Here is a 22542-nt window from a genome sequence, read left to right as displayed (position 1 = left end):
CGGCGGCGGGAGGGGCCGTTACTTTTCCTTGCGCGGCCCCACGGCTTCCGGCAGGCACGCGATCGAGGCCGACCGGTCAAGTTACCCCTAACTTGAGGCCTGGCCTGCGTGTTACGTTCGGTCGCCTTGACGACGGGCTCGTGCGGCAGGGCTGTCCACCCGACCCGGCACGTTCACCGTGACCGTCGGCACCGCGGGGGGAGCGCTTGTGCTGGGCCACAGGGGAGAGGCGAGCCCGGGAGCCGGGGCCGCGAAGGGCGCGGGGTCGGTCGCGAGCGTCAGCAGACACCACTCCCGGCTGCTGCTCACCGGTGTGCTGCTCGGCCTGCTGGGCGTGGCCGCCTCGCTCGCTCAGCCCCGGGCCATCGGCGAGCTGATCGAGGCGGCGGGACGAGGCACCCCCATGGCCGGGCCCGCCGCCACGCTCGTCGGTCTCTTCTGCGCCGGCGCGCTCTTCTCGGCGCTGCAGGCGTACACCATCGGGCGGGCCGGCGAGGACATCGTCCTCGATGTCCGCCGCCTCCTCGTAGGACGGCTGCTGCGGGCCGACCTCACCGCATTCGCACGGCAGCCCCAGGGAGACATCCTCACCCGCACGGTCACCGACACCTCACTGGTGCGGATCGCCCTCTCGCAGAGCCTCGCCCAGTTGATCGTCAGCGGCGCGACGGTCGTCGGCGGTGTCGTGCTGATGTTCCTCATCGACTTCTGGCTGATGGTCATCACCCTCAGCTGCCTGGGAACCGCCAGCATCGTCTCCGTCGTGCTCGCCCGCAGACTGCGCAGGGTCGCCCTGGAGAACCGCGACGACACCGGCGCCTTCGCCGCCGACGTGCAGCGGGTGCTCTCCGCGCTGCCCACGGTGAAGGCGTCCCGGGCCGAGTCCCGGGAGGCCGCCCGCATCGGGGAACTGGCCGAGCGGACGCGCCGCTCGGGTGTGCGCGTCAGCGCCTACAACGCCCTGTTGATGCCGTCCATGAACGTCGGCACGCAGGGCGCCCTGGCCGTGGTCGTGGGTGTGGGAATGTCGTGGGTGGCCCGGGGCGAGATGGACATGGCGAGCCTGACCACCTTCATCATGTACCTGTTCCAACTGGTGTCGCCGCTGGTGATGTTCTTCATGGGTGTGGGCCAGTTCGTGCAGGGGAGGGCCGCCGTCCAGCGGGTGGACGAGCTCGCCCGGCTGCCCCAGGAGGACCCCGGCCCGCCCGGCACGGTGCCCTCAGCCCTCCCCGCACGGCTCCCCCCGGACGAACCGGCGGTCGAGTTCCGCGACGTCCGCTTCGGCTACCGCCGCGGACGGGAGGCGGAGCGCACGCAGGTGCTCGACGGGGTCTCGTTCAGGGTCCCGGCACGGGGGCTGACGGCGGTGGTCGGGCCGTCGGGGGCGGGCAAGACCACCATGTTCCAGCTCATCGAACGGTTCCACGCGGCGGACGGCGGCCAGGTCCGGCTCGGCGGACGGGACATCGGGGCCCTCCCCCTCGACACGGTCCGCACCCTGGTGGGCTACGTGCAGCAGGACAGCGCGGCCCTGCGCGGAACCATCAGGGAGAACCTGACCTACGCCAGCCCGGACGCCGACGACGCCGCCATCCGGGAAGCGGTGGAGCTGGCCGGCCTCACGTCGGTGATCGCCCGGCTCCCGCGCGGCCTCGACACCGAGCTGGGCGACCAGGGCAGTGGGCTGTCCGGGGGGCAGCGCCAGCGCCTGTGCATAGCCCGCACGCTGCTTCAGCGGCCCGCGGTCATGCTGCTCGACGAAGCCACGTCCAACCTCGACTCCGACTCGGAACGGGACTTCCGCGCCGTGCTGCGCCAGGTCTCCCGGCGGTGCGCCGTGATCGCCATCGCCCACCGGATCTCCACGGTGATCGATGCCGACGGCATCGTGGTGCTGGAAGAGGGCCGGGTCCGGGCCGTCGGAGTGCACCACGAACTGATGGAGCACGACCAGCTCTACCGCCGCCTGGCCGGTTCCCAGCTGAACGCCGGGCCCCGGCCGGCCGGCCACACGCCGCGGCTTCGGCCCGTCACGAGTGAGGAGTACCGGTGACCGCAGCGGACGTCGCCATCGTGGGTACCGGACCCAACGGCCTCGCGGCCGGCGTGGTCCTCGCCCGAGCCGGACTGCGGGTGCACCTCCACGAGGCGGCCGACACCATCGGGGGAGGGCTGCGCACCGCCCCCCTCTTCGACTCCGGTGTCGTGCACGACATCTGTTCCGCCGTCCATCCCATGGCCGCCGCGTCGCCGTTCTTCCGCGCGTTCGACCTGGCGGCCCGCGGGGTCGAGCTGATGCAGCCGGAGATCGGTTACGCCCATCCGCTGGACGGCGGACGCGCCGGACTCGCCTACCGCTCGCTCGCCGAGACCTGCGCGCGTCTGGGAGCCGACGGAGCCGCCTGGCACCGGTTGATGAGCCCGCTGCTCGAGCGCAGCGAAGCGGTCGTCGACCTCATCCTCTCCGGGCAGCGCTCGGTACCCCGGGACCCCGCCGCCGCCCTGTTGCTGGCCGGCCGGATCGCGGCGCACGGCAGCGGTCTGGGTGTCCGGGCCTTCCGGGGGCAGGAGGCCCCGGCCCTGCTCGCGGGCGTCGCCGCCCACGCGGTCGGCAGGCTGCCGAGCCTGGCGTCCTCGGCGGTGGCCATGCTGCTGGGCCACCTCGCCCACGGCACGGGGTGGCCGGTGCCGCGCGGTGGCAGCGGCCGGATCGCCCAGGCACTGGCCGAGGACATCACGGCGCACGGCGGGGTCTTCCACACCGGGCACCACGTGACGGACCTGGCGGAACTGGGCGGTGCCCGTGCCGTGCTGCTCGACACCAGTCCCAAGGGGCTGCTGGCCCTCGCGGGCGACCGGCTGCCCCGCTCCTACCGGCGCGCCCTGGAACGGTTCCGGTACGGCCCGGGTGCCGCCAAGGTCGACTTCCTGGTGTCGGAGCCGGTCCCCTGGGCCGACCCCGAGGTGGGCCGTGCCGCAACGGTGCACCTGGGCGGCACCTACGCCGAGTTGGTGCGGCAGGAGACGGCGAACGCCCGCGGGGTGCGGACCGGGAAACCGTTCGTCCTGGTGGTGGACCCGGTGGTGGCCGACCCCGGCCGGGCCCTGCCCGGCAAACGTCCGCTGTGGGCGTACGCGCACGTGCCGAACGGCGACCCCACCGACCCCTACGAGCTGGTCCGGGCCGCCATCGAGCGCCACGCCCCCGGATTCGGGGACACGATCGTCGCCCACCGGTCCGTACCCGCCGCCGCCTACGAGGCGTACAACCCCAACTACGTCGGCGGGGACATCGGTTCGGGCGCCATGACGCTCCGTCAGAGCCTCGCGCGTCCCGTACCGCGCCTCGACCCCTACCGCACTCCGCTGCCCGGCCTCTTCCTGTGCTCCTCGGCCACTCCACCCGGGCCCAGTGTGCACGGAATGTCTGGTTATCTGGCGGCCCTTTCCGCGCTCAGGCATCGTTTCGGGATAGGTGACGCACCTGACTTGGCGCCCGGTCCGATGCCACTCGCATTCGCTCGCCCCAGGTAATGACGGGGCTCGCGCCACCTGACGCCCGGACAACTCCCGGCAGTGGCCCGAGTGGTGTCGGAATCGGCGGCGGATCTCCATAGAAGTGGCCACTCCGCATTTGGTACGGTGAGGCAACGAGGTCTCCCCACAGACTTCCGTTGGGGCGTTACCGTACGGCGTTCGACCGGCCGTACGGCTGGTTGTGCATTCTTTGCGGCCGATCCGTCGGCGCATCACGTCCTGGCCGGTTCCAGACCCCCGGCTTCATGACGCTCTCACCGGTTCGGCAGTGGGGACAGCATGAGGGGGAATAAATGGAAGACGGAGTTGACGATATAGGGTACGGCCGGCAGTTCGAGGGCTGGTACGACCGCTTGATCCCGGATGACAGGGTCACCCGCGAGGCCGTGAAAGGTCTGCGTGACCGCCATCCCGACCCCGAGTCCGGCACCCTGGAATTGGGTGTGGGGACCGGACGGATCGCGATCCCGCTCTCCCGCGAAGTCGGCCCGGTGACCGGTGTGGACAGCTCTCCGGAGATGCTCGACGCGCTGCGCGTCAAGCTGAAGGAGGGCGCGGACGTCACCCCGGTGCACGGGGACATACGCGCCTACACCTCGCCGGCCCGGTACGGGCTGGTGTACTGCGTGTGCGCGACCCTCTCGTGCCTGACGACCCCCGACGACCAGCGGCGGGCCGTGCGTCGCGCGGCCGACCTGCTGGTCAGCGGCGGTCGGCTGGTGATCGAGACCCACAACAAGCCGGCGATTCTCCAGCTGCACGAGGGCCGGGCCCGCACCACCTACTTCGTCCCCTACCCCGAGCCGGGAACGGGGGTGCAGACGCACTCCGTCCTGCTCGACGGCGGCCTGTGGCAGTGCTCGCACATCCTGTACCAGAGCGACGGGACCACCCGGGTGGGCAGCGAACTCACCCGCCTGACCACGCCGGACGACGTCGACGGATACGCCCGCGCGGCCGGTCTGGAACCGGAAGCCCGGATGTCGCGCTGGGACGGCACGCCCTACAGCGAGGCCGCACCGCTCTTCATGTGCAGCTACGTCAAGCCCTGAACGCTGTGCAGAAGGCCCAGTCGGCTTAGGAGGGGTTTCAACTTGGGACGTCCGCCAGTACTTCCGACAGACAAGAAACTCTGCCTGGTGGTCAGGGTGATGAGCGGCGAACTGACGGCGGCGGAAGCCGCGCGGGAAGCAGGAGTGTCCGAGCAATCGGTCTCCAATTGGCGCAGGCAGTTTATTGAGGGCGGCCGCAACGGGCTGGCCGGTGAAAGCGGAAGGGACACCGAGGAAGCGTCCCGTATGGCTGAGCTGGCCAAAGAAAATGCCATGTTGAAGGCGACGATAGGCGAGCTCTACATGGAGCTGCGGAAGTACGGCCGAGCCCCGGCGTTACGGCCGCCGCAGCCTCGTGGCAGAACGGCTCGGGTGCCTGGTCAACTAACGCGTTAATTGATTCCGGAATCGGCTGTTAGCCTTCCGGGCAGACAGTCACTTCACATCACGGGGGAGGGAATGTGGCGTCTTTGGAGCGCCAGTTTGCCGCCGGCCTGATCGGACTGGTCGGCACTAGCCTTCTGACCGGTGCGGCAACCCGGTTCACGGGTACACGCGAACGTGCGCGGCGGTGCATGCTGCACGAGCGGCCGGACGGAAGCCTCGTCGAGGTCGAGGTCCACCTTCCTCCGCAGGCGCGGCGGGCCGTTCTGCTCGACAACGGCATGGGCGCGCCCCACGAGTACTGGGACTGGGTGTGCGGCGCGCTTCCCGCGGACATGGGGTACGTACGGTTCAACCGTCCCGGTTACGGGCTGAGCACACCGGACACCCGGTACGGCCTGGAGTCGCGCTTCGAGCTGCTGCAGGAGCTGCGCGACACCTACCTGGCCGGCCTTCCCGTCGTCCTGGCGGGACACTCCCTGGGCGGGTACTTCGTCGCGGCCTACGCGTCGATGCACCCGGACGCGGCGCGGGGCGTGACCCACGTGGTCATGATCGACGCCACCGAGGTGGTCAGCCTGCGCCACGCCCGCCGGACCGACGTCGACCGCTGGTCCCACCAGCGGATGGTGATGGAGCAGGTCTTCGCCGCCACCGGCCTGTCGGTCTTCCGTCCCGCCATGAACGCCCATCAGCAGTACAGCCCGGAGGTCAACCGGTCCTACCGGGCGTTCCTGGCCACCCCCCGCACCTGGGCCACGGCCCACCGCGAGTACCGGGACGCCCAGACCTACCCGGAACTGACCGGCCTGGACTGCCCGTTGACCGTGGTCACGGCGGAGAACAACATCGGCGACAACACCCTGCACGCCGGTGTCCAGGCCAGGCTGGCCGTCATCTCCCAGCAGGCCCGGCACCACTTCGTCCTCGGTTCGGACCACGAGTCGCTCCTCGCCGTGCCGAAGCACGCGCAGGAGGTGGCGGACCTCATCGCCGGTGAACCGCCCGCGGGCCCGCTCGGACCGGAGTGGCAGCCGTCCACCACGAAGCGCCCGGCCGGCGAGGACGCCGCCGAACGGAAGGAGGAGATGGCGCGGTCATGAAAGTGAACCTCGAACGCGTGAAGACGGCCGCCGTCACGACGTCGCTCGCCGGGTGGCTGGTCGCGACCGCGGTGGCGCAGATCCCCGAGCAGCGCTTCGACGGACTCCTGCGTCGCGGGAAGCTGCGCGTCCCGACCCCTAACTGGCGCTTCTTCGGCCCCAATCCCGGCGTCAAGGACGCCCACCTGCTCTACCGGGACATCACGGACGGCAAGCCCGGGGAGTGGGCGGAGGTCCCGATCGTCCAGGACCGGACGTGGTACGCACTGGCGTGGAACGCGCGCAACCGGAGCCCGAAGGCCCTGTTCGACGCGACCCAGCACACACTCGCGCAGGCGGTCGCCTTCGGCTCGAAGGTGCTCCCCGTGACGACGGCGTCCGGCTACCGGCTGCTGGCCCGTTACATCCAGCTCCACCTGCCGCACGCCCCCGGGGCCACACGCAGCCAGTTCATGCTGCTGCACTCGTACCCCACCAGCCCCGACGACCGGCACATCGAACCGGTCTTCGTGTCGCTCGAATTCCCGCTGGAGGGAGACGTCACGCCCGCCGAGGCGCCGTCCCTCGCCCTCGCCTAGCGACTCGCACAGCCCTCTCGACTGGAAGCCGCGAGCTCACTCGGCACCTCGCGTGCCGCGTGAGTCCGCGCCCTCCCGCCGAACGGCTGGAGACTCGCTACGAGTTTTCTCAGAGAAAGAGGAACACCATGTCTGTCGTGGCTGACTTCGCCAACACCGAGCTGACCGACGTGACCCCGGGCCGCATGGGCAACGACGCGACGCCGACCATGCTGACCCCGCTGGCCACCCTCGCGACCCCCGAGGGCGTCGCCGTGACCTCCGCCACCGCCTACGCGCTGAACGAGATCACGAACGACCTCGCGGGCTGAACCACCGGCCCGCGGGCGGTGCTGACCGGCATCGCCGACCGGGCCGGATGAAAGACGCGGCGGCACGGTACGCCCGATACGCATACCGTGCCGCCGCTTTCGTTTCCACCGTACTCGCATCACATCACCCGGGAGCACCCATCCATGTTCCTCAGCGCTCCACCCGAGGTCACGGCACGCCGAGTGGCTTCGCTGGGCACGCTGGTCTCCGCACTGGAAATGCTGAGCCAGTCACGCAAGTTCGAAGACGGCGAAATGCTGAGCGGCCAGGTGGGCAACACGCGCCCCAGGTTCGCCAAGCGCTTTCCCCGGCTGACGCGGGCCCTCGAGTCGAAGAAGGCGGCGGTGGCCCTGTACGGGATACAGGCCGGTGCTTCCGCGGCCACCCTGGTCTGGGGCCACAAACGCGGGGTCCGCACGGTGGGCAGCGCCGTGCTCGCCGTGACGGGCGCGGCCGGCCGGCTGCGCTCCCCCTTCGGCGGGGACGGAGCCGACCAGCTCCAGCAGGTGATCAACGTCGTGCTCGCCTCGACCGGCACCTTCAAGGACGGTGAGAAGGCGCGCGACGTGGCCATGCGCGCGCTGGCCCTGGAGACGACCATCTCCTACGTCGCCTCCGGTGTGGTCAAGCTGGTCTCCCCGGTGTGGCTCAGCGGTGAGGCGTTCAACGGAGTCATCCGCACGCACAACTACGGCGACCCGCGCGTCTACCGGCTCATCCACCGGTACCCGGTGGCGGGGAAGCTGGTGACCTGGGGCACCATCGCCGCGGAGGTGTCCTTCCCACTGGTCTTCGTACTGCCCAAGCCCGTGTCCAAGGCGTTCCTCGGCTCGATGACGCTCTTCCACCTCGGCATCGGACAGTTCATGGGCCTCAACCGCTTCGTACTGGCCTTCGGCGCCACCCACCCCGCGCTCCTCTACGTCTTCGCCCAGCAGGAGAAGCGCGGAGAGCTGACCGGACCGGCCCCCAAAACCGTCGAGGGGTGACGGCGAAGAGCAGCGGGAGGCGGCGAGCCGCCGTATTGTTCCAGGGCCACGGTTCCCGGGTTTCCGGGGCCGGGGCGGCGCAGGCCCCGGGGTGTCCGGTGGAACCCGGGGCACAGCGGCTGCGTTGATACGTTTGGGCAGCCAGTTCCAGCCCGCCTCCCCCCAGCAGCAGGAGCCACAATCCCGTGACCACCCTTGCGCTCGGTCCCGAGTGGATCAGTCCGGACTACCTGATCGAGACGTTCAGTCTGCCCGGCATCCTGCTCATCGTCTTCGCCGAGTCAGGACTCTTCGCGTTCCTGCCCGGCGACTCGCTGCTCTTCACCGCGGGCCTGTTCGTCGCCCAGGGCGAGTTCATCAGCCAGCCGCTGTGGCTGGTGTGCGCCCTGATCGTGGCCGCCGCCGTCCTCGGCGACCAGGTCGGCTACATGATCGGCAAGTTCTTCGGCCCGAGGCTGTTCAGCCGTCCCAACTCCAAGCTCTTCAAACAGGAGAACCTGGAGAAGGCGCACGAGTTCATGGACAAGTTCGGCCCCAAGGCGATCGTCCTGGCCCGCTTCGTGCCCATCGTGCGCACCTTCGCGCCCATCGTGGCGGGCGCCGGCCGCATGCAGTACCGCACCTTCCTCACGTACAACGTGATCGGCGGCGTGGCCTGGGGCACCGGCGTCACCCTCGCGGGCTACTGGCTGGGCCAGATCGAGCTCATCCGGACCAACGTCGAGGCCATCCTCGTCCTGATCGTCCTGGTCTCGGTCGTCCCGATCGCCATCGAGTACCTGCGCGAACGCAAGAAGAGGCAGCGCGCCGCCGCGGCCGGTCCGACCCCTCCGGCGGCCCAGCAGCACCGGCCCCAGCCCCCGTACCCGGTGATGGACGACGCCACGACCCAGCTCCGCAGGGTGGACCCGTACGACCAGCCGCAGCAGCCCCAGCAACCGCAGCAGCCCCAGCAGTACCAGCAGCCCCCGCAGCAGCCGTACGCCCAGCAGTACCCGCAGGGCTACGGCCAGCAGCCCTACGGCGGCCAGCAGCCCTATGGCGGCCAGCAGGGCGGCCAGGACCCTTACCACCAGGGGTACTGAGACGCCTGAGGGGCGCGGGGAACGGCGCGACAAGCCACGACGAGCCACGACGAGCCGGCACCCGCCAACGACCCGCACACCCCCAGCTCGGAGGCGGCCGGCGCTAGAACCCCCGCGTCCGCTTGGCTGCCCGGCGTCCCGCCGCACTCGCGGCGCCGGGCACCTTCAGGAACAGCCGCGAGATCTCCCCGCCCAGGTTCACCCCGATCGCGATGGCCATCGCCAGCGCCACCGCCTTGGACAGCGACAGCAGCCCCGCGTCGACCTCGCTCTGCGCGATCGCCAGCAGACCGAAGTACGTCGCCGAACCGGGCAGCAGCGGCCCGATCGCCGCGGTCGTGTACGGCAGCGCCGACGCGAACCGGTACCGGGACATCAGCTGCCCGAACAGGCCCACGAGCCCCGCCGCGGCGGCCGTGGAGGCCACCGGTGAGATGTCGCCCGCGTAGTGCATGGCGCCGTACACGCACCAGGCCACGCCGCCGTTCAGGGTGACCGCCAGCACGGTGGACCGTTCCTGCTGGAGCAGGATCGCGAAGGCCAGCGACAGCAGCATCGAGGCGAAGATCTGCACGAACGGGTCGTCACCCGTGCCCAGGGCCGCGTCCGGGTTGAGCTTGGCGCCCAGCTGGACGCCGAAGTACAGCACCACCAGCACCCCGGCGACGATGCTGACGAAGAAGTACATGACCTCCAGCAGGCGCGCCGCCGCGGTGATGTAGAAACCGGTCAGACCGTCCTGCACGCCCGCGACCAGCGCCCGCCCCGGCAGCAGCGCGAACAGCCCACCGGTGATCACCGCGGAGGCCTTCACGTCGACGTGGGTCAGCGTCAGCGCGATGCCGATCGCGGCCGGCGGCATCGCGGCCACCGCGAACTGGTAGAACTCGGGCAGCCCGCGCCCCGCGCACAGCCACGCCAGCCGGTCGCCGAGCATCGCGCCGAACATCGCCGCGAAGAACACGATCACGTCACCGCCGACCAGCAGCGAGGCACCGCCGGCGAGCGCACCGCTCGCCGTGGTCAGCACCCAGGTGGGGTACGGGTGCCGGTTGCGGCGGATCTCCGCGAGGCGCCGGTAGGCCTCCTCCAGCGAGATGTGCGTCTCGGGGTCGCTGAGGTCGTCCACCAGCTGGAAGACGGCCGCGAGCCGGGTGTAGTCGGTGCCCCGGCGGCGTACCGTGCGCGACGCCGTCACCGGGTCCTCGACCAGGGACGGCTGGTGGGAGATCGACAGCAGGGTGAAGGTGACGTTCGGCTCGCAGCGGTCCAGGCCGTAGGACCGGCAGACGGCGAACATGGCCGCCTCCACGTCCTCGGCGCCCTCACCGCCCGCCAGCAGCAGCTCCCCGATACGCAGCGTCAGGTCCAGCACGCGCGGCACGGCGGGGCCGGACTCGTCGTCGTGCTTCTGCGAGGGCTCGGGCGCGGGCCGCTCGGCCACCGGCATCCGCAGCATGGCGCGCATCCGGTCCTGCCAGGGCACGTCCGTCAGGTTCACCGCCGGGAATCCGCTCGCCGGGGTGAAGGCGGTGGGGGCGGACCACGCGCTGTGGGTGCTCGGCATGGTGAACGCCGAGCCCTCGGCGTCGGCGGGCGCGGCGGCCGGCGCCTCCAGGCCGTCGGGGAGCGAGAACTCCGAGGTCGTCTCGGACTCGGTGGCGGTGTGCCGGGGGGCGGCGAGTCCCTGCGGGATCTCGAACTCGGACGTCGTCGACGACTCGCCGTCGATCGACGCCGCGACACCGCCCGGCTGCCGGAAGGCACTGCGGGCCTCGTCCGACTGCGGCTTGTGGTCCTCCTCCGTCACCTGCGCAACGCTCCCTGGTACGAACTCACCCTCCTCATGACCTCAGTATGGCCACTCAAACGCGAACAGGCCGCACGCGTGTGCGTGCGGCCCGTTGCGAGAAGGGTGCCCGGTCAGTGGCCGCCCTGGTCCTTGAAGCGCTTGTACGACCGCTCGATCTCGGCCTCGGCGTCGGTGCGGCCCACCCAGTCGGCGCCCTCGACGGACTTGCCGGGCTCCAGGTCCTTGTAGACCTCGAAGAAGTGCTGGATCTCCAGGCGGTCGAACTCCGAGACGTGGTGGATGTCACGCAGGTGCTCCACGCGCGGGTCGGTCGACGGCACGCACAGCAGCTTGTCGTCGCCGCCGGCCTCGTCCGTCATCCGGAACATGCCGATCGCGCGGCAGCGGATGAGGCAGCCCGGGAAGGTCGGCTCGTCCAGGATGACCAGCGCGTCCAGCGGGTCGCCGTCCTCGCCGAGGGTGTTCTCGACGAAGCCGTAGTCGGTCGGGTAGGCGGTCGAGGTGAACAGGCGGCGGTCCAGGCGGATACGACCGGTCTCGTGGTCCACCTCGTACTTGTTCCGCGAACCCTTCGGGATCTCGATCGTGACGTCGAACTCCACCGGACGCTCCTCCATGATCAGCACATAGTTCTGGTGGTTAAGTGTCCCTCACGCAGGTGTGTGATCGCGAAAGGGGCTGGTGACAGTGCCAGAGCTGAGGCCTTGGCGGACCGCGAGACCGCACGTGGTGCGGGCCGTGGATACCGTACGCCCCCGTCTGGCCCGCTTCGTCCGGGCCGCCGAACCGCGGGTCGCACGGTTCGCACGGGCCACGGCGCCGCAGCTCGCCCGGATCACGAGGCCGAAGACCTGGCAGTACACCGCCGGTGCCGCCACCGCCGGGCTGGCACTGGCCGCCGGAGTGGTGACCGCCGCCGGCCCCTGGGACTCCACGGGTCAGCGTACGGCCGAGCAGGACCGGGCCGTCGCCCTGGGGCACACGGGTGGCACAGATCACGACCGCGGACCCGGGGCCTCCGGTACGTCGTCCGGTTCACCCCGTCCCGCGCCCAGCGCCGGGGCCGTACTGACCGGCCTCGGCGGCGCCGCCACCCCGGGCGGCGTCAAGGCGGCACCCGGCGACCGGGCGGCCCTCGCGGACCTCCTCGACCCCCTGCTGAAGGACGACCCCACGCTCGGCGAGCACCGCGCGGCGGCCGTCGTCGACCTCACCACCGGAAAGCGCCTGTACGGCCACGGCGTCGACGTCCCCCTCACCCCCGCCTCCACCACCAAGATCGCCACCGCCGTCGCCGCCCTCACCGCCCTGGGCCCCGACCACCGCCTCACCACCCGCACCGCCCTGGAGGGCGACACCGGCGAACTCGTCCTGGTCGGCGGCGGCGACCCCACCCTCACCGCGCGCGAGGACCCCCGCGGCCTCGCCGACCTGCGCACCCTCGCCGAGAAGACCGCAGCCGCCCTGAAGAAGCGGGACCTGCGCAAGGTGACGCTGTCCTACGACACGACGCTCTACGCCGGTACGCAGACGCACCCGATCGGGGTCAACGAGAACCTCGCCCGCGTCACCGCCCTGATGACCGACGAGGGCCGCACCGACGACTCCACCAGCGGCCCCGCCCCGCGCGTGCCCGACCCGGCCGCCGACGCCGCCCGCACCTTCGCCGGCCTCCTCAAACAGCACGGCGTCACCGCGTCGGCCCCCGGCCCCTCCAAGGCCACGGCCCGCGCCGACACCCTCGCCACGGTCTCCTCGCCCCCGCTGTCGGCCCTGGTCGAGCGGATGCTGACCAACAGCGACAACGACCTCGCCGAGGCCCTGGCCCGCCACACCGCCGTGGCGACCGGCAAGCGCGCCGACTTCGCCGGGGCGGGCGCCGCCGTCACCGCCCGCCTCGAGCAGCTCGGCCTGCCGGTGCGCGGCGCGCGGTTCCACGACGGAAGCGGCCTGGACCGCACCGACCTGGTCAGCGCCGACCTGCTCACCGCCCTGCTGGCCGAGGCGGCCGACCCGGCCCGCCCCCAGCTGCGCCCCGTGCTCACCGGCCTGCCCGTCGCGCACTTCACTGGCACGCTGGCCGGCCGTTACACGGACGGAGCAGCGGGCCTCGTCCGCGCCAAGACCGGCACCCTCACGGGCGTGAACACCCTCGCCGGCACGGTGACCACCCCCGACGGCCGCCTCCTGGGCTTCGCCTTCCTGGCCAACGGCACGACGGACGCCTGGGCGGCCCAGTCGGCCCTGGACCGAGCGGCGACGGCGTTGGCGTCACCGTAGCCGCGGGCGATCGTGCCTCCCCAGTGCCTGAACGGCCTGGGAGGTACCCCCGGGCGGCACGGGTGGGCGGCAAGGGAGGCACCGCACAACGCCGGGCCGCGCACCAGCCCCCGGACCCACCCCGCCGCACGACTGCCCCCCAGCGGCAGCGCTCCCGTACCGTTGACGCATGACGAGCATCGGCGCAAATTCCGGCATGGTCGACTGGAACCTCGCGGTGGCGACCGCGACCCGGCTCGTACGGCCGGGCCCCGAGGTGAGCCGCGACGAGGCCAGGGCCGTCGTCGCCGAGCTCCGCCGCCATGCCAAGTCCTCGGAGGAGCACGTCCGCGGCTTCACCCGGATGGGCACCGAGGAGACCCACGACACCCCCGTCCTGGTGGTCGACCGGCCCGGCTGGGTCCGGGCCAACGTCGCCGGGTTCCGGGAGATCCTCAAACCCCTGCTGGAGAAGATGCAGGAGCGGCGCGGCGGCGGCGCGGGCAACGCGGTCCTCGGCGCCGTCGGCGGCAAGGTCACCGGCGTGGAGCTGGGCATGCTGCTGTCGTTCCTGTCCTCCCGCGTGCTCGGCCAGTACGAGACGTTCGCCCCCGCCACCCGCGAACTGCCGGCCGGCGCGAACGGCGGCGGGCGGCTGCTCCTGGTCGCGCCGAACATCGTGCACGTGGAGCGCGAACTCGACGTGGAGCCGCACGACTTCCGCCTGTGGGTGACCCTGCACGAGGAGACGCACCGCACCCAGTTCACCGCCGTGCCCTGGCTGCGCGACCATCTCGAGGGCGAAATCCAGTCGTTCCTGGCCGAGACCGACGTGGACCCCATGACCGTGCTCGAACGCGTCCGCGAGGCCGCCCAGTCCCTCGCCGGGGGCCGTCCCGACGCGGAGGAGGACGACGGCGGCCGCTCGCTCGTCGAACTGGTGCAGACCCCGGCCCAGCGGGAGGTCCTCGGCCGCCTCACCGCCGTGATGTCCCTCCTGGAGGGGCACGCCGACTTCGTGATGGACGGCGTCGGACCGGCGGTCGTGCCGAGCGTCGGCGAGATCCGGGAGAAGTTCCAGCAGCGTCGCGCCAAGGGCGCCTCCCGCCTCGACATGGCGCTGCGCAAGCTGCTCGGCCTGGACGCCAAGCTCCGCCAGTACCGGGACGGCGAACGGTTCGTACGGGCCGTCGTCGAGGAGTGCGGCATGGACGGCTTCAACCGGGTCTGGACCTCGCCCAACACCCTCCCCACCAAGTCGGAGATCGCCAAACCGGCGGACTGGATCGCGCGGGTGCACCGCAAGCCGGAGGCGTGAGCCGCGCGGGCGGGGCGTGAAACGATTCCGGCCGAGGCAGGCGAACGACCCTTCAATCACCCGTCCGAGGGACCGTGAGCCTTCGACAGGCGTGCGATGCTCGGGGAACGGCCCGTTTCTGTCACCATCTACACACTCTGCGTGACTGAACCTCGGGCTCACCCCCGACAACTTCATGAAGGGCACCGGACATGGGTCCCCATCCTGCGGTCGCGGCGATACGCCTGGCGGTCCGCCGCGTCCTCCACGACATCCTCACCGAACTGAACACTCCGGCCGGCGTCCCCGCCGCGACGGCCGTCGAGCGAACGCCCGAGCGCGAGCCCGGACTTCCGGCGGCACCGCTCGTGCTCGTGGCGTGCTCCGGCGGTGCCGACTCCATGGCGCTCGCCTCCGCCCTCGCCTTCGAGGCCCCCCGGCTCGGCGTCCGCGCCGGCGGCGTCACCGTCGACCACGGCCTGCAGAGCGGCTCCGACCTGCGCGCCGAAGAGGTCGTCCTGCGCCTGCGCGAACTGGGCCTCGACCCCGTGGAGGCCACCGCCGTGACCGTCGGCCGCGCGGGCGGCCCGGAAGCCGCCGCCCGCGACGCCCGCTACGCCGCGCTGGACGCCGCCGCCGCACGCCACGGTGCCGCCGCCGTCCTGCTCGGCCACACCCGCGACGACCAGGCCGAGACCGTCCTGCTGGGCCTCGCCCGCGGCTCCGGCATCCGCTCCCTGTCGGGCATGGCCGCGGTCTCGGGGGCCGACGGCCGTTACCGGCGCCCCTTCCTCCAGGTCGACCGCCAGACCGCCCGCAAGGCGTGCATGGCCCAGTCCCTCCCCGTCTGGGACGACCCCCACAACGCCGACCCCGCCTACACCCGCTCCCGGCTGCGCCACGAGGGCCTGCCCGCCCTGGAGAAGGCCCTCGGCAAGGGCGTCGTCGAGGCCCTCGCCCGCACGGCCCAGCTCTCCCGGGACGACGCCGACGCCCTCGACACCTGGGCCCGCCAGGCCGAGGCCGGCGTCCGCGACGCCACCGGCGGACTGGAATGCGCCAAGCTGTACGCCCTGCCGCCCGCCGTACGCCGCCGGATCCTGCGCCGCGCCGCCCTGGAGGCCGGTGCTCCCGGCGGTGCCCTGTTCGCCCGCCACCTCGAGGAAGTCGACCGGCTGATCACCGGCTGGCGCGGTCAGGGGGCCATCAACCTCCCCGGCAAAGTCGTCGCCCGGCGGCAGGGTGGCAGACTGGTGATTCGGCAAGGCTGAATCCGGACCCTTCCACCGATCCGCGCACGGATCGCCGGGGTGCTCCGGAGCGGCCGGTGGGACGGACGACCGAAAGTGATGCGGGTGGACGCGAACGACATGGGTGCCGACCTCGAGAAGGTACTCATCACCAAGGAAGAGATCGACGCGAAGCTGGCCGAGCTGGCCGCGAAGATCGACGCGGAGTACGCGGGCAAGGACCTGCTCATCGTCGGCGTCCTCAAGGGCGCCGTGATGGTCATGGCCGACCTGGCGCGCACGCTGTCCACCCCCGTCACGATGGACTGGATGGCGGTGTCCTCGTACGGCGCGGGCACCCAGTCCTCCGGTGTGGTGCGGATCCTCAAGGACCTCGACACCGACATCAAGGGCCGCCACGTCCTGATCGTCGAGGACATCATCGACTCCGGACTGACCCTGTCCTGGCTGATCTCCAACCTCGGCTCGCGCGAGCCCGCCTCCCTCAAGGTGTGCACGCTGCTGCGCAAGCCCGACGCCGCCAAGGTCGCCATCGACGTGGAGTGGGTCGGCTTCGACATCCCCAACGAGTTCGTCGTCGGCTACGGCCTCGACTACGCCGAGAAGTACCGCAACCTCCCGTTCGTCGGTACGCTCGCGCCCCATGTCTACGGCGGCTGACGCGGCCCTGTAACGGACTTCACGGCGTTTCGGCGGGCCACCGGGAACCCCTCGGGCCCTCGCGCCGTTGGAGCATGCAGACGGGACGTCGGCCCGCCCGTGCGGCTGAGGGCCGCCACGCTGGGGTACCGTCAGAAGAACTGTCTTATCAAACTCACTATGGCAGGAGGGACGGGGCGGCACCGCTCCGTGTGGATGGACGTGAAGCGATACTTCCGTGGGCCGGTCATGTGGATCGTGCTGGCCGTCCTTGCCGTGGTCGTGTTGATGCAGGTCGTCGGCTCGTCCGGCGGCTACAAGACGGTGGACACAGGCCAGGTCGTCCAGGCGATCAACGACAACAGGGTCGAGTCGGCCAAGCTGACCACCGGTGACGAGCAGACCATCAAGGTCCAGCTCAAGGACGGCCAGAAGGTCGAGGGCAGCTCGAAGATCCAGGCGAGCTACATCGGCGACCAGGGCGTGACCCTCGCCAACACACTTCAGAACAAGTACCAGGACAAGCAGATCACCGACGGCTACACCGTGTCGCCGTCGAAGCAGAACCCGTTCGTCGGGCTGCTGATCACCCTGCTTCCCTTCGTCCTCATCATCGTCATCGCCCTGTTCCTGATGAATCAGATGCAGGGCGGCGGCTCCCGGGTCATGAACTTCGGCAAGTCCAAGGCCAAGCTCATCACCAAGGACACCCCCAAGACGACGTTCTCCGACGTCGCCGGGTCGGACGAGGCCGTCGAGGAACTCCACGAGATCAAGGAGTTCCTCCAGGAGCCGGCGAAGTTCCAGGCCGTGGGTGCCAAGATCCCCAAGGGCGTGCTGCTGTACGGCCCGCCCGGCACCGGCAAGACCCTGCTCGCGCGTGCCGTCGCGGGCGAGGCGGGCGTGCCGTTCTACTCGATCTCCGGTTCCGACTTCGTCGAGATGTTCGTCGGTGTCGGTGCCTCCCGAGTGCGCGACCTGTTCGAGCAGGCCAAGGCGAACGCCCCGGCCATCGTCTTCGTCGACGAGATCGACGCGGTCGGCCGCCATCGCGGCGCCGGCCTCGGCGGCGGTCACGACGAGCGCGAGCAGACCCTGAACCAGCTGCTCGTCGAGATGGACGGCTTCGACGTCAAGGGCGGCGTGATCCTCATCGCCGCGACCAACCGGCCCGACATCCTCGACCCGGCGTTGCTGCGTCCCGGCCGCTTCGACCGGCAGATCGCCGTCGACCGCCCGGACATGCAGGGCCGTCTGGAGATCCTCAAGGTCCACCAGAAGGGCAAGCCGGTCGCCCCTGACGTCGACCTGTCGGCCGTCGCCCGCCGTACGCCCGGCATGACCGGTGCCGATCTGGCCAACGTGCTGAACGAGGCCGCCCTGCTGACGGCCCGCGGCGACCAGAAGCTGATCGACAACCACATGCTGGACGAGGCGATCGACCGCGTGGTCGCGGGCCCGCAGAAGCGGACCCGGATCATGTCGGACAAGGAGAAGAAGATCACCGCGTACCACGAGGGCGGTCACGCCCTGGTCGCGGCGGCCTCTCCGAACTCCGACCCGGTCCACAAGATCACGATCCTGTCCAGAGGCCGGGCCCTCGGCTACACGATGGTGCTCCCGGACGAGGACAAGTACTCGACCACGCGCAACGAGATGCTCGACCAGCTCGCCTACATGCTGGGCGGCCGCGCGGCCGAGGAGCTCGTCTTCCACGACCCGACGACCGGCGCGGCCAACGACATCGAGAAGGCCACCGGCCTGGCCCGCGCGATGGTCACGCAGTACGGAATGACCGATCGCCTCGGCGCGATCAAGTTCGGCAGTGACAACTCCGAGCCGTTCCTGGGGCGTGAGATGGGGCACCAGCGCGACTACTCGGAAGAGGTCGCCGCGCTGGTCGACGAAGAGGTCAAGAAGCTCATCGAGACGGCGCACAACGAGGCCTGGGAGATCCTGGTCGAGAACCGCGACGTCCTCGACAACCTCGTCCTCGCGCTGCTGGAGAAGGAGACGCTGGGCAAGGAGGAGATCGCCGAGGTCTTCTCCCAGATCGTCAAGCGTCCGGCCCGGCCCGCCTGGACCGGGTCCTCCCGCCGCACGCCCTCGACGCGTCCGCCGGTGCTCTCCCCGAAGGAGCTCGCACTGACGAACGGGGCGAACGGCGCGACGGCGGCGATCTCCACCGCCAAGAGCACCACGGCGGAGCCCGCTCCGGCACCGGAGCGAGCACCGGAGGACCGTCCGGAGAGCTGACCCCGGTCCGCCCCGGGGCGCCCGCCAGGGCGGCCCCACCAGGCCCGGAATGTATGCCGCGCCCCCCAGGTTCTAGCCTTGGGGGGTGCGGCGTTTTCGTATGCCGACCGCAGGACGGATCAGGAACGAGGCAGCAGATGACCGACCCCGTGACGTTGGACGGCGAGGGCGAGATCGGCGAGTTCGACGAGAAGCGGGCCGAGAACGCCGTACGCGAACTGCTGATCGCGGTCGGCGAGGACCCGGACCGCGAGGGCCTGAAGGAGACTCCGGGACGCGTGGCGCGGGCGTACAAGGAGATATTCGCCGGACTGTGGCAGCAGCCGGAGGACGTGCTGACGACGACGTTCGACCTCGGGCACGACGAGATGGTGCTCGTGAAGGACATCGAGGTCTTCTCGACATGTGAGCATCACCTGGTGCCGTTCCGCGGTGTGGCGCACGTCGGCTACATCCCGTCCACCAGCGGGAAGATCACCGGCCTGTCCAAGCTCGCCCGTCTCGTGGACGTCTACGCGCGCCGCCCGCAGGTGCAGGAACGTCTCACCACGCAGATCGCGGACTCGCTGATGGAGATCCTCGAGCCGCGCGGGGTGATCGTCGTGGTCGAGTGCGAGCACATGTGCATGTCCATGCGGGGCATCCGCAAGCCCGGCGCGAAGACCCTCACCTCGGCCGTGCGGGGTCAGCTGCGGGATGTTGCTACGCGCAATGAGGCGATGAGTCTGATCATGGCTCGCTGAGTGCGCTGAGTGCGCTGAGTGCGCTGAGTGCGCTGAGTGCTGTGGGGTGGCTGGGGTGGAGTGCGGTGTGTTTACACCGCTGATGCCGCGCCCGGGTGGTCGTCGTCCTCCGGGAGTCTGCAGACTCGCTCCATGAAGAGGGCGGCCGCTATCACGGCGATGCCCGCGACGACCGAGGCGCCCGCATAGATGGCCTGGTCGCGGCGGGCGGGGATGTCGAGGTACGACAGCAGGAAGACGCCCGTGCCGCCGTAGATGCCGGCCACGAGAGCGGCCACCAGGGCGCTGGCCTGGCCGAAGACCACGGCGCGGGCCGCCATCATCGGGTCGACGCCCTTGGCGCCCGGGACGCGCTCCCGCTGGGCCTTGAGGCGGGCCCGGATCGAGAGCGCCGCGGCCAGCAGGAACACCGCGATCAGGGCGAGGACGACGGGGGCGGCCAGGGGGACGCTCGGGAGGGTCCCCACCGAGTTCCACAGGCGGGCGCCGGCCCAGGACAGCACTCCGGCGGCGACGAACTCGACGGCCAGCACCCTGATGCGCAACTCTTTCACGGTGTTCCGGTGTCCCTTCGGTTCCCCTGCGCGGTCGTCCTGACCTCGTCGTCCTCGTCGACCTTAACGACTACTCGGGCAGCCGGAGTTCCAGGTCGGCGCGGGGCGCGACGCCCTCGCGGGAGACGGCCGCCAGGAGGTCGGCGACCCTGCCCCGCCCGGGCAGGGCGGCCTCGGGGTCCACGTCGAGCCAGGGGGCCAGCACGAAGGCCCGTTCGTGCGCGCGCGGGTGGGGGAGGGTGAGCCGCGGGTCGTCGGAGACGACCTCGGCGTAGGCGACGATGTCGACGTCCAGGGTGCGCGGGCCCCAGCGTTCGTCGCGGACCCGGTGGAAGGCCTCCTCGACCGCGTGCGCCCGCTCCAGGAGCGAGGACGGGGGCAGCGTCGTCTTCACGACCACGACCGCGTTGAAGTACGAGGGCTGGCTGTCCGGGGCGACGCCCCACGGCTCCGTCTCGTAGACCGCGGAGACCCCTTTGACGCGCACGCCCGGGGTGTCCTCCAGGGCGTCGATGGCGCCCTGGAGGGTCTCCAGCCGGTTGCCGAGGTTGGCGCCGAGGGCGATCACCGCGCGCTTGGGGTTGGACAGGGTGGTGTCCGCGGCGTCGACCTGCTCGATGACGGAGGCGGGCACGGGCTGTACGGTCGGGTCGCTCGGACCCTTGGCGAAGGGGGCGCTCATACACGGCTCCGGATGATGGTGACGGTCACGTCGTCGAAGGGGACGGTGATCGGCGCGTCCGGCTTGTGGACGCAGACCTCGACCTCCTGGACCCCTTCGTGCTTCAGACAGACCTGGGCGATGCGTTCGGCGAGGGTCTCGACGAGGTTGACCGGCTCGCCCTCGACGACGGCCACGACCTCCTCGGCCACGATGCCGTAGTGCACGGTCTTCGCCAGGTCGTCGTCGGCCGCGGCCGGGCGGGTGTCCAGGCCAAGGACGATGTCCACGAGGAAGGTCTGGCCGTCCTCGCGTTCCTTGGGGAACACACCGTGGTGCCCACGGGCCTTCAGGCCGCGCAGCGCGACACGATCCACGCGAATCACTCCTGCAGTCGTCGGTTCGGCCGGTCGCACCACGTGCGGGTGGTACGGCGGCCCCAGTCGAATCTACCCGCGTGCACCGACAGCGCCGGGCCACGGGGTGTGGGGCGGGTGGGGCGCCGGCTGGTTTTCGGCGGGCGTTTTCCCTGGCGGTCCCGGTGGATCACGGGTTGGTAGCCGCCCCTACCCGCCGGGCCGTGATTCCAACCACTTCTCGGTCGGTCACGGTGGTGTGTCCTCGCCGTCCTCGTCCTCGGTTTCCGCGAGTACGGGGGAGGCGTGGTGCGACCAGAGCTTCCAGCCGGCGGGAGTGCGCCGGAACGTGTTGGTGGCGACCACGAGCTGGCCGACGAGCGGGCCGAGCTCCTCGTCGCCGTCGGGGGCGGGGCCGCCGCTGAGGATGTTCTCGGTGCAGGTGACCAGGGCGGTGTCGCCGGTGACGGAGACGTGCACGTCGGTGAGGAAGAACTGGATGTAGTCCGTGTTCGCCATGATCAGGGCGTAGGAGCGCAGGACCTCGCCGCGGCCGGTGAGCACCGGCCAGCCCGGGTGCACGCAGGAGACCACGCCGGCGTCGGCGGGGTCGTGGTAGGACTCGTCGATGCCCAGGTCGGAGGGGGTGAGCCAGAAATCGGAGACCTTCTCGAAGTCACCCTCCTCAAGTGCCTCGTAGAAGGCGGTGTTGGCGGCCTCGACCTGTTCGACGTCGAGGTGCGGCGCGTTCACCGGGCGCCTTCGACGGCGCGGGCGACGCGGACGGCGTCGGCGGTGGCGCGGACCTCGTGGACGCGCACCGCCCACGCGCCGGCGTGCGCGGCGAGCGCGGAGACCGCGGCGGTGGCGGCGTCGCGCTCGCGCGCGGGGGGCGGGGCGGCCTCCGGGCCGGCGAGGACCCGGCCGAGGAAGCGCTTGCGGGAGGCGGCGACGAGGAGGGGGTGGCCGAGGGCGAGGAGGCGGTCCAGGTGGGCGAGCAGGACGAGGTCGTGCTCGGCGTCCTTGGAGAAGCCGAGGCCGGGGTCGATGACGACGCGGTCGGGGGCGATGCCGCCGTCGAGGACGGCCTCCACGCGTGCGTGCAGCTCGTCGACGACCTCGGTGACGACGTCGGTGTAGGTGCCCCTGACGTTGCCGCCCGCCAGGAGGCCGCGCCAGTGCATGACGACGAAGGGGGCGTTCGCGTCGGCGACGACCGGGATCATGCGGGGGTCGGCGAGGCCGCCGCTGACGTCGTTGACCAGGGCGGCGCCGGCGGTGAGGGCCTGTTCGGCGACGGAGGCGCGCATGGTGTCGACGGAGACCGTGACACCCTCGGAGGCGAGGCCGCGCACGACCGGGACGACGCGCCTGAGCTCCTCGTCCTCGTCGACGCGGGTCGCGCCGGGACGGGTGGACTCGCCGCCGACGTCCACCAGGTCGGCGCCCTCGGCGACCAGGTCGAGGCCGTGTTTGATGGCGGCCGTGGTGTCGAAGAAGCGGCCGCCGTCGGAGAAGGAGTCGGGGGTTACGTTGACGACCCCCATGACCGCGCAGCGGTCCCATGCGGTCAGTCCCGCGAGGTGGCGTCGGCGGCCGGTCTGCTTGCTCATGTGTTCAGCGTAGGTGGTGGGCTGGGGTGGGGTGCCTGTGGCGCCTGTGCGGGATGGG

Annotated in this window: 22 protein-coding genes; 15 read left to right on the top strand and 7 right to left on the bottom strand. The window is 71.1% G+C overall.

All coding sequences use genetic code 11. The annotated features are described in order from the left end of the window. Positions 1-208: 208 nt before the first annotated feature. The 9 genes from BZZ08_RS11395 to BZZ08_RS11355 all read left to right on the top strand — a co-directional run bounded on the left by BZZ08_RS11395 (position 209) and on the right by BZZ08_RS11355 (position 9043). Positions 209-2056 carry an ABC transporter ATP-binding protein gene (locus tag BZZ08_RS11395; protein ID WP_241965444.1) on the top strand — a complete coding sequence of 616 codons (1848 nt, stop codon included), beginning with the start codon at positions 209-211 and terminating at the stop codon, positions 2054-2056. Further along, complete coding sequence (locus tag BZZ08_RS11390) at positions 2053-3537, top strand: phytoene desaturase family protein (RefSeq protein ID WP_104632054.1); 1485 nt, start codon at positions 2053-2055, stop codon at positions 3535-3537. Before BZZ08_RS11395 ends, BZZ08_RS11390 begins: the two co-directional genes overlap by 4 nt. 296 nt (positions 3538-3833) lie before the next feature. Continuing rightward, the gene (locus tag BZZ08_RS11385; RefSeq protein ID WP_104632053.1) at positions 3834-4592 is read left to right on the top strand and encodes a class I SAM-dependent methyltransferase; all 759 of its coding nucleotides are present in this window, start codon (positions 3834-3836) and stop codon (positions 4590-4592) included. Between the two features lie 42 nt (positions 4593-4634). Further along, a complete protein-coding gene (locus BZZ08_RS11380) occupies positions 4635-4988 on the top strand; it encodes a helix-turn-helix domain-containing protein (RefSeq protein ID WP_104632052.1) in 354 nt (117 codons plus the stop codon). Positions 4989-5167: 179 nt separating this feature from the next. Beyond that, positions 5168-6079: an alpha/beta fold hydrolase gene (locus BZZ08_RS11375; RefSeq protein WP_241965442.1), complete on the top strand. Its 912-nt coding sequence runs from the start codon at positions 5168-5170 to the stop codon at positions 6077-6079. After that, complete coding sequence (locus BZZ08_RS11370) at positions 6076-6657, top strand: hypothetical protein (RefSeq protein ID WP_241965441.1); 582 nt, start codon at positions 6076-6078, stop codon at positions 6655-6657. The genes BZZ08_RS11375 and BZZ08_RS11370 overlap by 4 nt, the downstream gene beginning before the upstream one ends. 128 nt (positions 6658-6785) lie before the next feature. Continuing rightward, complete coding sequence (locus BZZ08_RS11365; protein ID WP_104632050.1) at positions 6786-6968, top strand: linaridin family RiPP; 183 nt, start codon at positions 6786-6788, stop codon at positions 6966-6968. Positions 6969-7112: 144 nt separating this feature from the next. Continuing rightward, positions 7113-7958 carry a hypothetical protein gene (locus BZZ08_RS11360; protein ID WP_104632049.1) on the top strand — a complete coding sequence of 282 codons (846 nt, stop codon included), beginning with the start codon at positions 7113-7115 and terminating at the stop codon, positions 7956-7958. A gap of 185 nt (positions 7959-8143) precedes the next feature. After that, entirely contained in the window at positions 8144-9043 is a 900-nt protein-coding gene (locus BZZ08_RS11355; protein WP_104632048.1) for a DedA family protein, read from the top strand. 103 nt (positions 9044-9146) lie between these two features. Here the strand turns inward: BZZ08_RS11355 and BZZ08_RS11350 are convergent, their stop codons facing one another. After that, positions 9147-10853 carry a threonine/serine ThrE exporter family protein gene (locus BZZ08_RS11350; RefSeq protein WP_104632047.1) on the bottom strand — a complete coding sequence of 569 codons (1707 nt, stop codon included), beginning with the start codon at positions 10851-10853 and terminating at the stop codon, positions 9147-9149. 113 nt (positions 10854-10966) lie between these two features. Then, a complete protein-coding gene (locus BZZ08_RS11345; RefSeq protein WP_007452023.1) occupies positions 10967-11458 on the bottom strand; it encodes an inorganic diphosphatase in 492 nt (163 codons plus the stop codon). A 79-nt stretch (positions 11459-11537) separates the two neighbouring features. Here BZZ08_RS11345 and dacB point away from each other — a divergent pair, with 79 nt between their 5' ends. From dacB to folE, 6 genes are all read left to right on the top strand, one after another. Further along, positions 11538-13136 (top strand): D-alanyl-D-alanine carboxypeptidase/D-alanyl-D-alanine endopeptidase, encoded by a 1599-nt coding sequence (gene dacB, locus BZZ08_RS11340; protein ID WP_446750251.1) that lies wholly within the window; start codon positions 11538-11540, stop codon positions 13134-13136. A gap of 169 nt (positions 13137-13305) precedes the next feature. Beyond that, positions 13306-14433 carry a zinc-dependent metalloprotease gene (locus BZZ08_RS11335; RefSeq protein WP_104632046.1) on the top strand — a complete coding sequence of 376 codons (1128 nt, stop codon included), beginning with the start codon at positions 13306-13308 and terminating at the stop codon, positions 14431-14433. A gap of 191 nt (positions 14434-14624) precedes the next feature. Next, on the top strand, positions 14625-15683 hold the full coding sequence (gene tilS / locus BZZ08_RS11330) for a tRNA lysidine(34) synthetase TilS (protein WP_104632045.1): 1059 nt from the start codon (positions 14625-14627) through the stop codon (positions 15681-15683). 78 nt (positions 15684-15761) lie between these two features. Next, a complete protein-coding gene (gene hpt, locus BZZ08_RS11325; RefSeq protein ID WP_007452004.1) occupies positions 15762-16322 on the top strand; it encodes a hypoxanthine phosphoribosyltransferase in 561 nt (186 codons plus the stop codon). A 195-nt stretch (positions 16323-16517) separates the two neighbouring features. Next, positions 16518-18557 carry an ATP-dependent zinc metalloprotease FtsH gene (gene ftsH, locus BZZ08_RS11320; RefSeq protein ID WP_104632044.1) on the top strand — a complete coding sequence of 680 codons (2040 nt, stop codon included), beginning with the start codon at positions 16518-16520 and terminating at the stop codon, positions 18555-18557. A gap of 137 nt (positions 18558-18694) precedes the next feature. Further along, positions 18695-19300, top strand: coding sequence for a GTP cyclohydrolase I FolE (gene folE / locus BZZ08_RS11315; protein ID WP_076974934.1), 606 nt, complete (start codon positions 18695-18697; stop codon positions 19298-19300). A gap of 71 nt (positions 19301-19371) precedes the next feature. Here the strand turns inward: folE and BZZ08_RS11310 are convergent, their stop codons facing one another. The 5 genes from BZZ08_RS11310 to folP all read right to left on the bottom strand — a co-directional run bounded on the left by BZZ08_RS11310 (position 19372) and on the right by folP (position 22484). After that, positions 19372-19854, bottom strand: coding sequence for a DUF3180 domain-containing protein (locus tag BZZ08_RS11310; RefSeq protein WP_104632043.1), 483 nt, complete (start codon positions 19852-19854; stop codon positions 19372-19374). Between the two features lie 70 nt (positions 19855-19924). Next, positions 19925-20536 (bottom strand): 2-amino-4-hydroxy-6-hydroxymethyldihydropteridine diphosphokinase, encoded by a 612-nt coding sequence (gene folK, locus BZZ08_RS11305; RefSeq protein ID WP_104632042.1) that lies wholly within the window; start codon positions 20534-20536, stop codon positions 19925-19927. Beyond that, the gene (gene folB, locus BZZ08_RS11300) at positions 20533-20892 is read right to left on the bottom strand and encodes a dihydroneopterin aldolase (protein ID WP_052836365.1); all 360 of its coding nucleotides are present in this window, start codon (positions 20890-20892) and stop codon (positions 20533-20535) included. Before folB ends, folK begins: the two co-directional genes overlap by 4 nt. A 228-nt stretch (positions 20893-21120) precedes the next feature. Beyond that, positions 21121-21624, bottom strand: a complete 504-nt coding sequence (locus BZZ08_RS11295; RefSeq protein WP_104632041.1) for a nuclear transport factor 2 family protein — start codon at positions 21622-21624, stop codon at positions 21121-21123. Next, positions 21621-22484 carry a dihydropteroate synthase gene (folP, locus tag BZZ08_RS11290; protein ID WP_104632040.1) on the bottom strand — a complete coding sequence of 288 codons (864 nt, stop codon included), beginning with the start codon at positions 22482-22484 and terminating at the stop codon, positions 21621-21623. Before folP ends, BZZ08_RS11295 begins: the two co-directional genes overlap by 4 nt. Positions 22485-22542: the final 58 nt, after the last annotated feature.

The sequence above is a fragment of the Streptomyces sp. MH60 genome (genome assembly GCF_002939385.1).
Lineage (GTDB): Bacteria > Actinomycetota > Actinomycetes > Streptomycetales > Streptomycetaceae > Streptomyces.
The sequence above is the reverse complement of the archived record's forward strand: the minus strand, read 5'-3'. Positions and strand labels throughout refer to the sequence as shown.

Bases quoted from the DNA above. Each gene is read 5' to 3' on its own strand.
- BZZ08_RS11375 (WP_241965442.1), top strand. From the start codon at position 5,168: ATGCTGCACGAGCGGCCGGACGGAAGCCTCGTCGAGGTCGAGGTCCAC.
- BZZ08_RS11335 (WP_104632046.1), top strand. From the start codon at position 13,306: ATGACGAGCATCGGCGCAAATTCCGGCATGGTCGACTGGAACCTCGCG.
- folE (WP_076974934.1), top strand. From the start codon at position 18,695: ATGACCGACCCCGTGACGTTGGACGGCGAGGGCGAGATCGGCGAGTTC.
- BZZ08_RS11360 (WP_104632049.1), top strand. From the start codon at position 7,113: ATGTTCCTCAGCGCTCCACCCGAGGTCACGGCACGCCGAGTGGCTTCG.
- folK (WP_104632042.1), bottom strand. From the start codon at position 20,536: ATGAGCGCCCCCTTCGCCAAGGGTCCGAGCGACCCGACCGTACAGCCC.
- folP (WP_104632040.1), bottom strand. From the start codon at position 22,484: ATGAGCAAGCAGACCGGCCGCCGACGCCACCTCGCGGGACTGACCGCA.
- BZZ08_RS11370 (WP_241965441.1), top strand. From the start codon at position 6,076: ATGAAAGTGAACCTCGAACGCGTGAAGACGGCCGCCGTCACGACGTCG.
- BZZ08_RS11365 (WP_104632050.1), top strand. From the start codon at position 6,786: ATGTCTGTCGTGGCTGACTTCGCCAACACCGAGCTGACCGACGTGACC.
- ftsH (WP_104632044.1), top strand. From the start codon at position 16,518: ATGGACGTGAAGCGATACTTCCGTGGGCCGGTCATGTGGATCGTGCTG.
- tilS (WP_104632045.1), top strand. From the start codon at position 14,625: ATGGGTCCCCATCCTGCGGTCGCGGCGATACGCCTGGCGGTCCGCCGC.
- BZZ08_RS11385 (WP_104632053.1), top strand. From the start codon at position 3,834: ATGGAAGACGGAGTTGACGATATAGGGTACGGCCGGCAGTTCGAGGGC.
- hpt (WP_007452004.1), top strand. From the start codon at position 15,762: ATGCGGGTGGACGCGAACGACATGGGTGCCGACCTCGAGAAGGTACTC.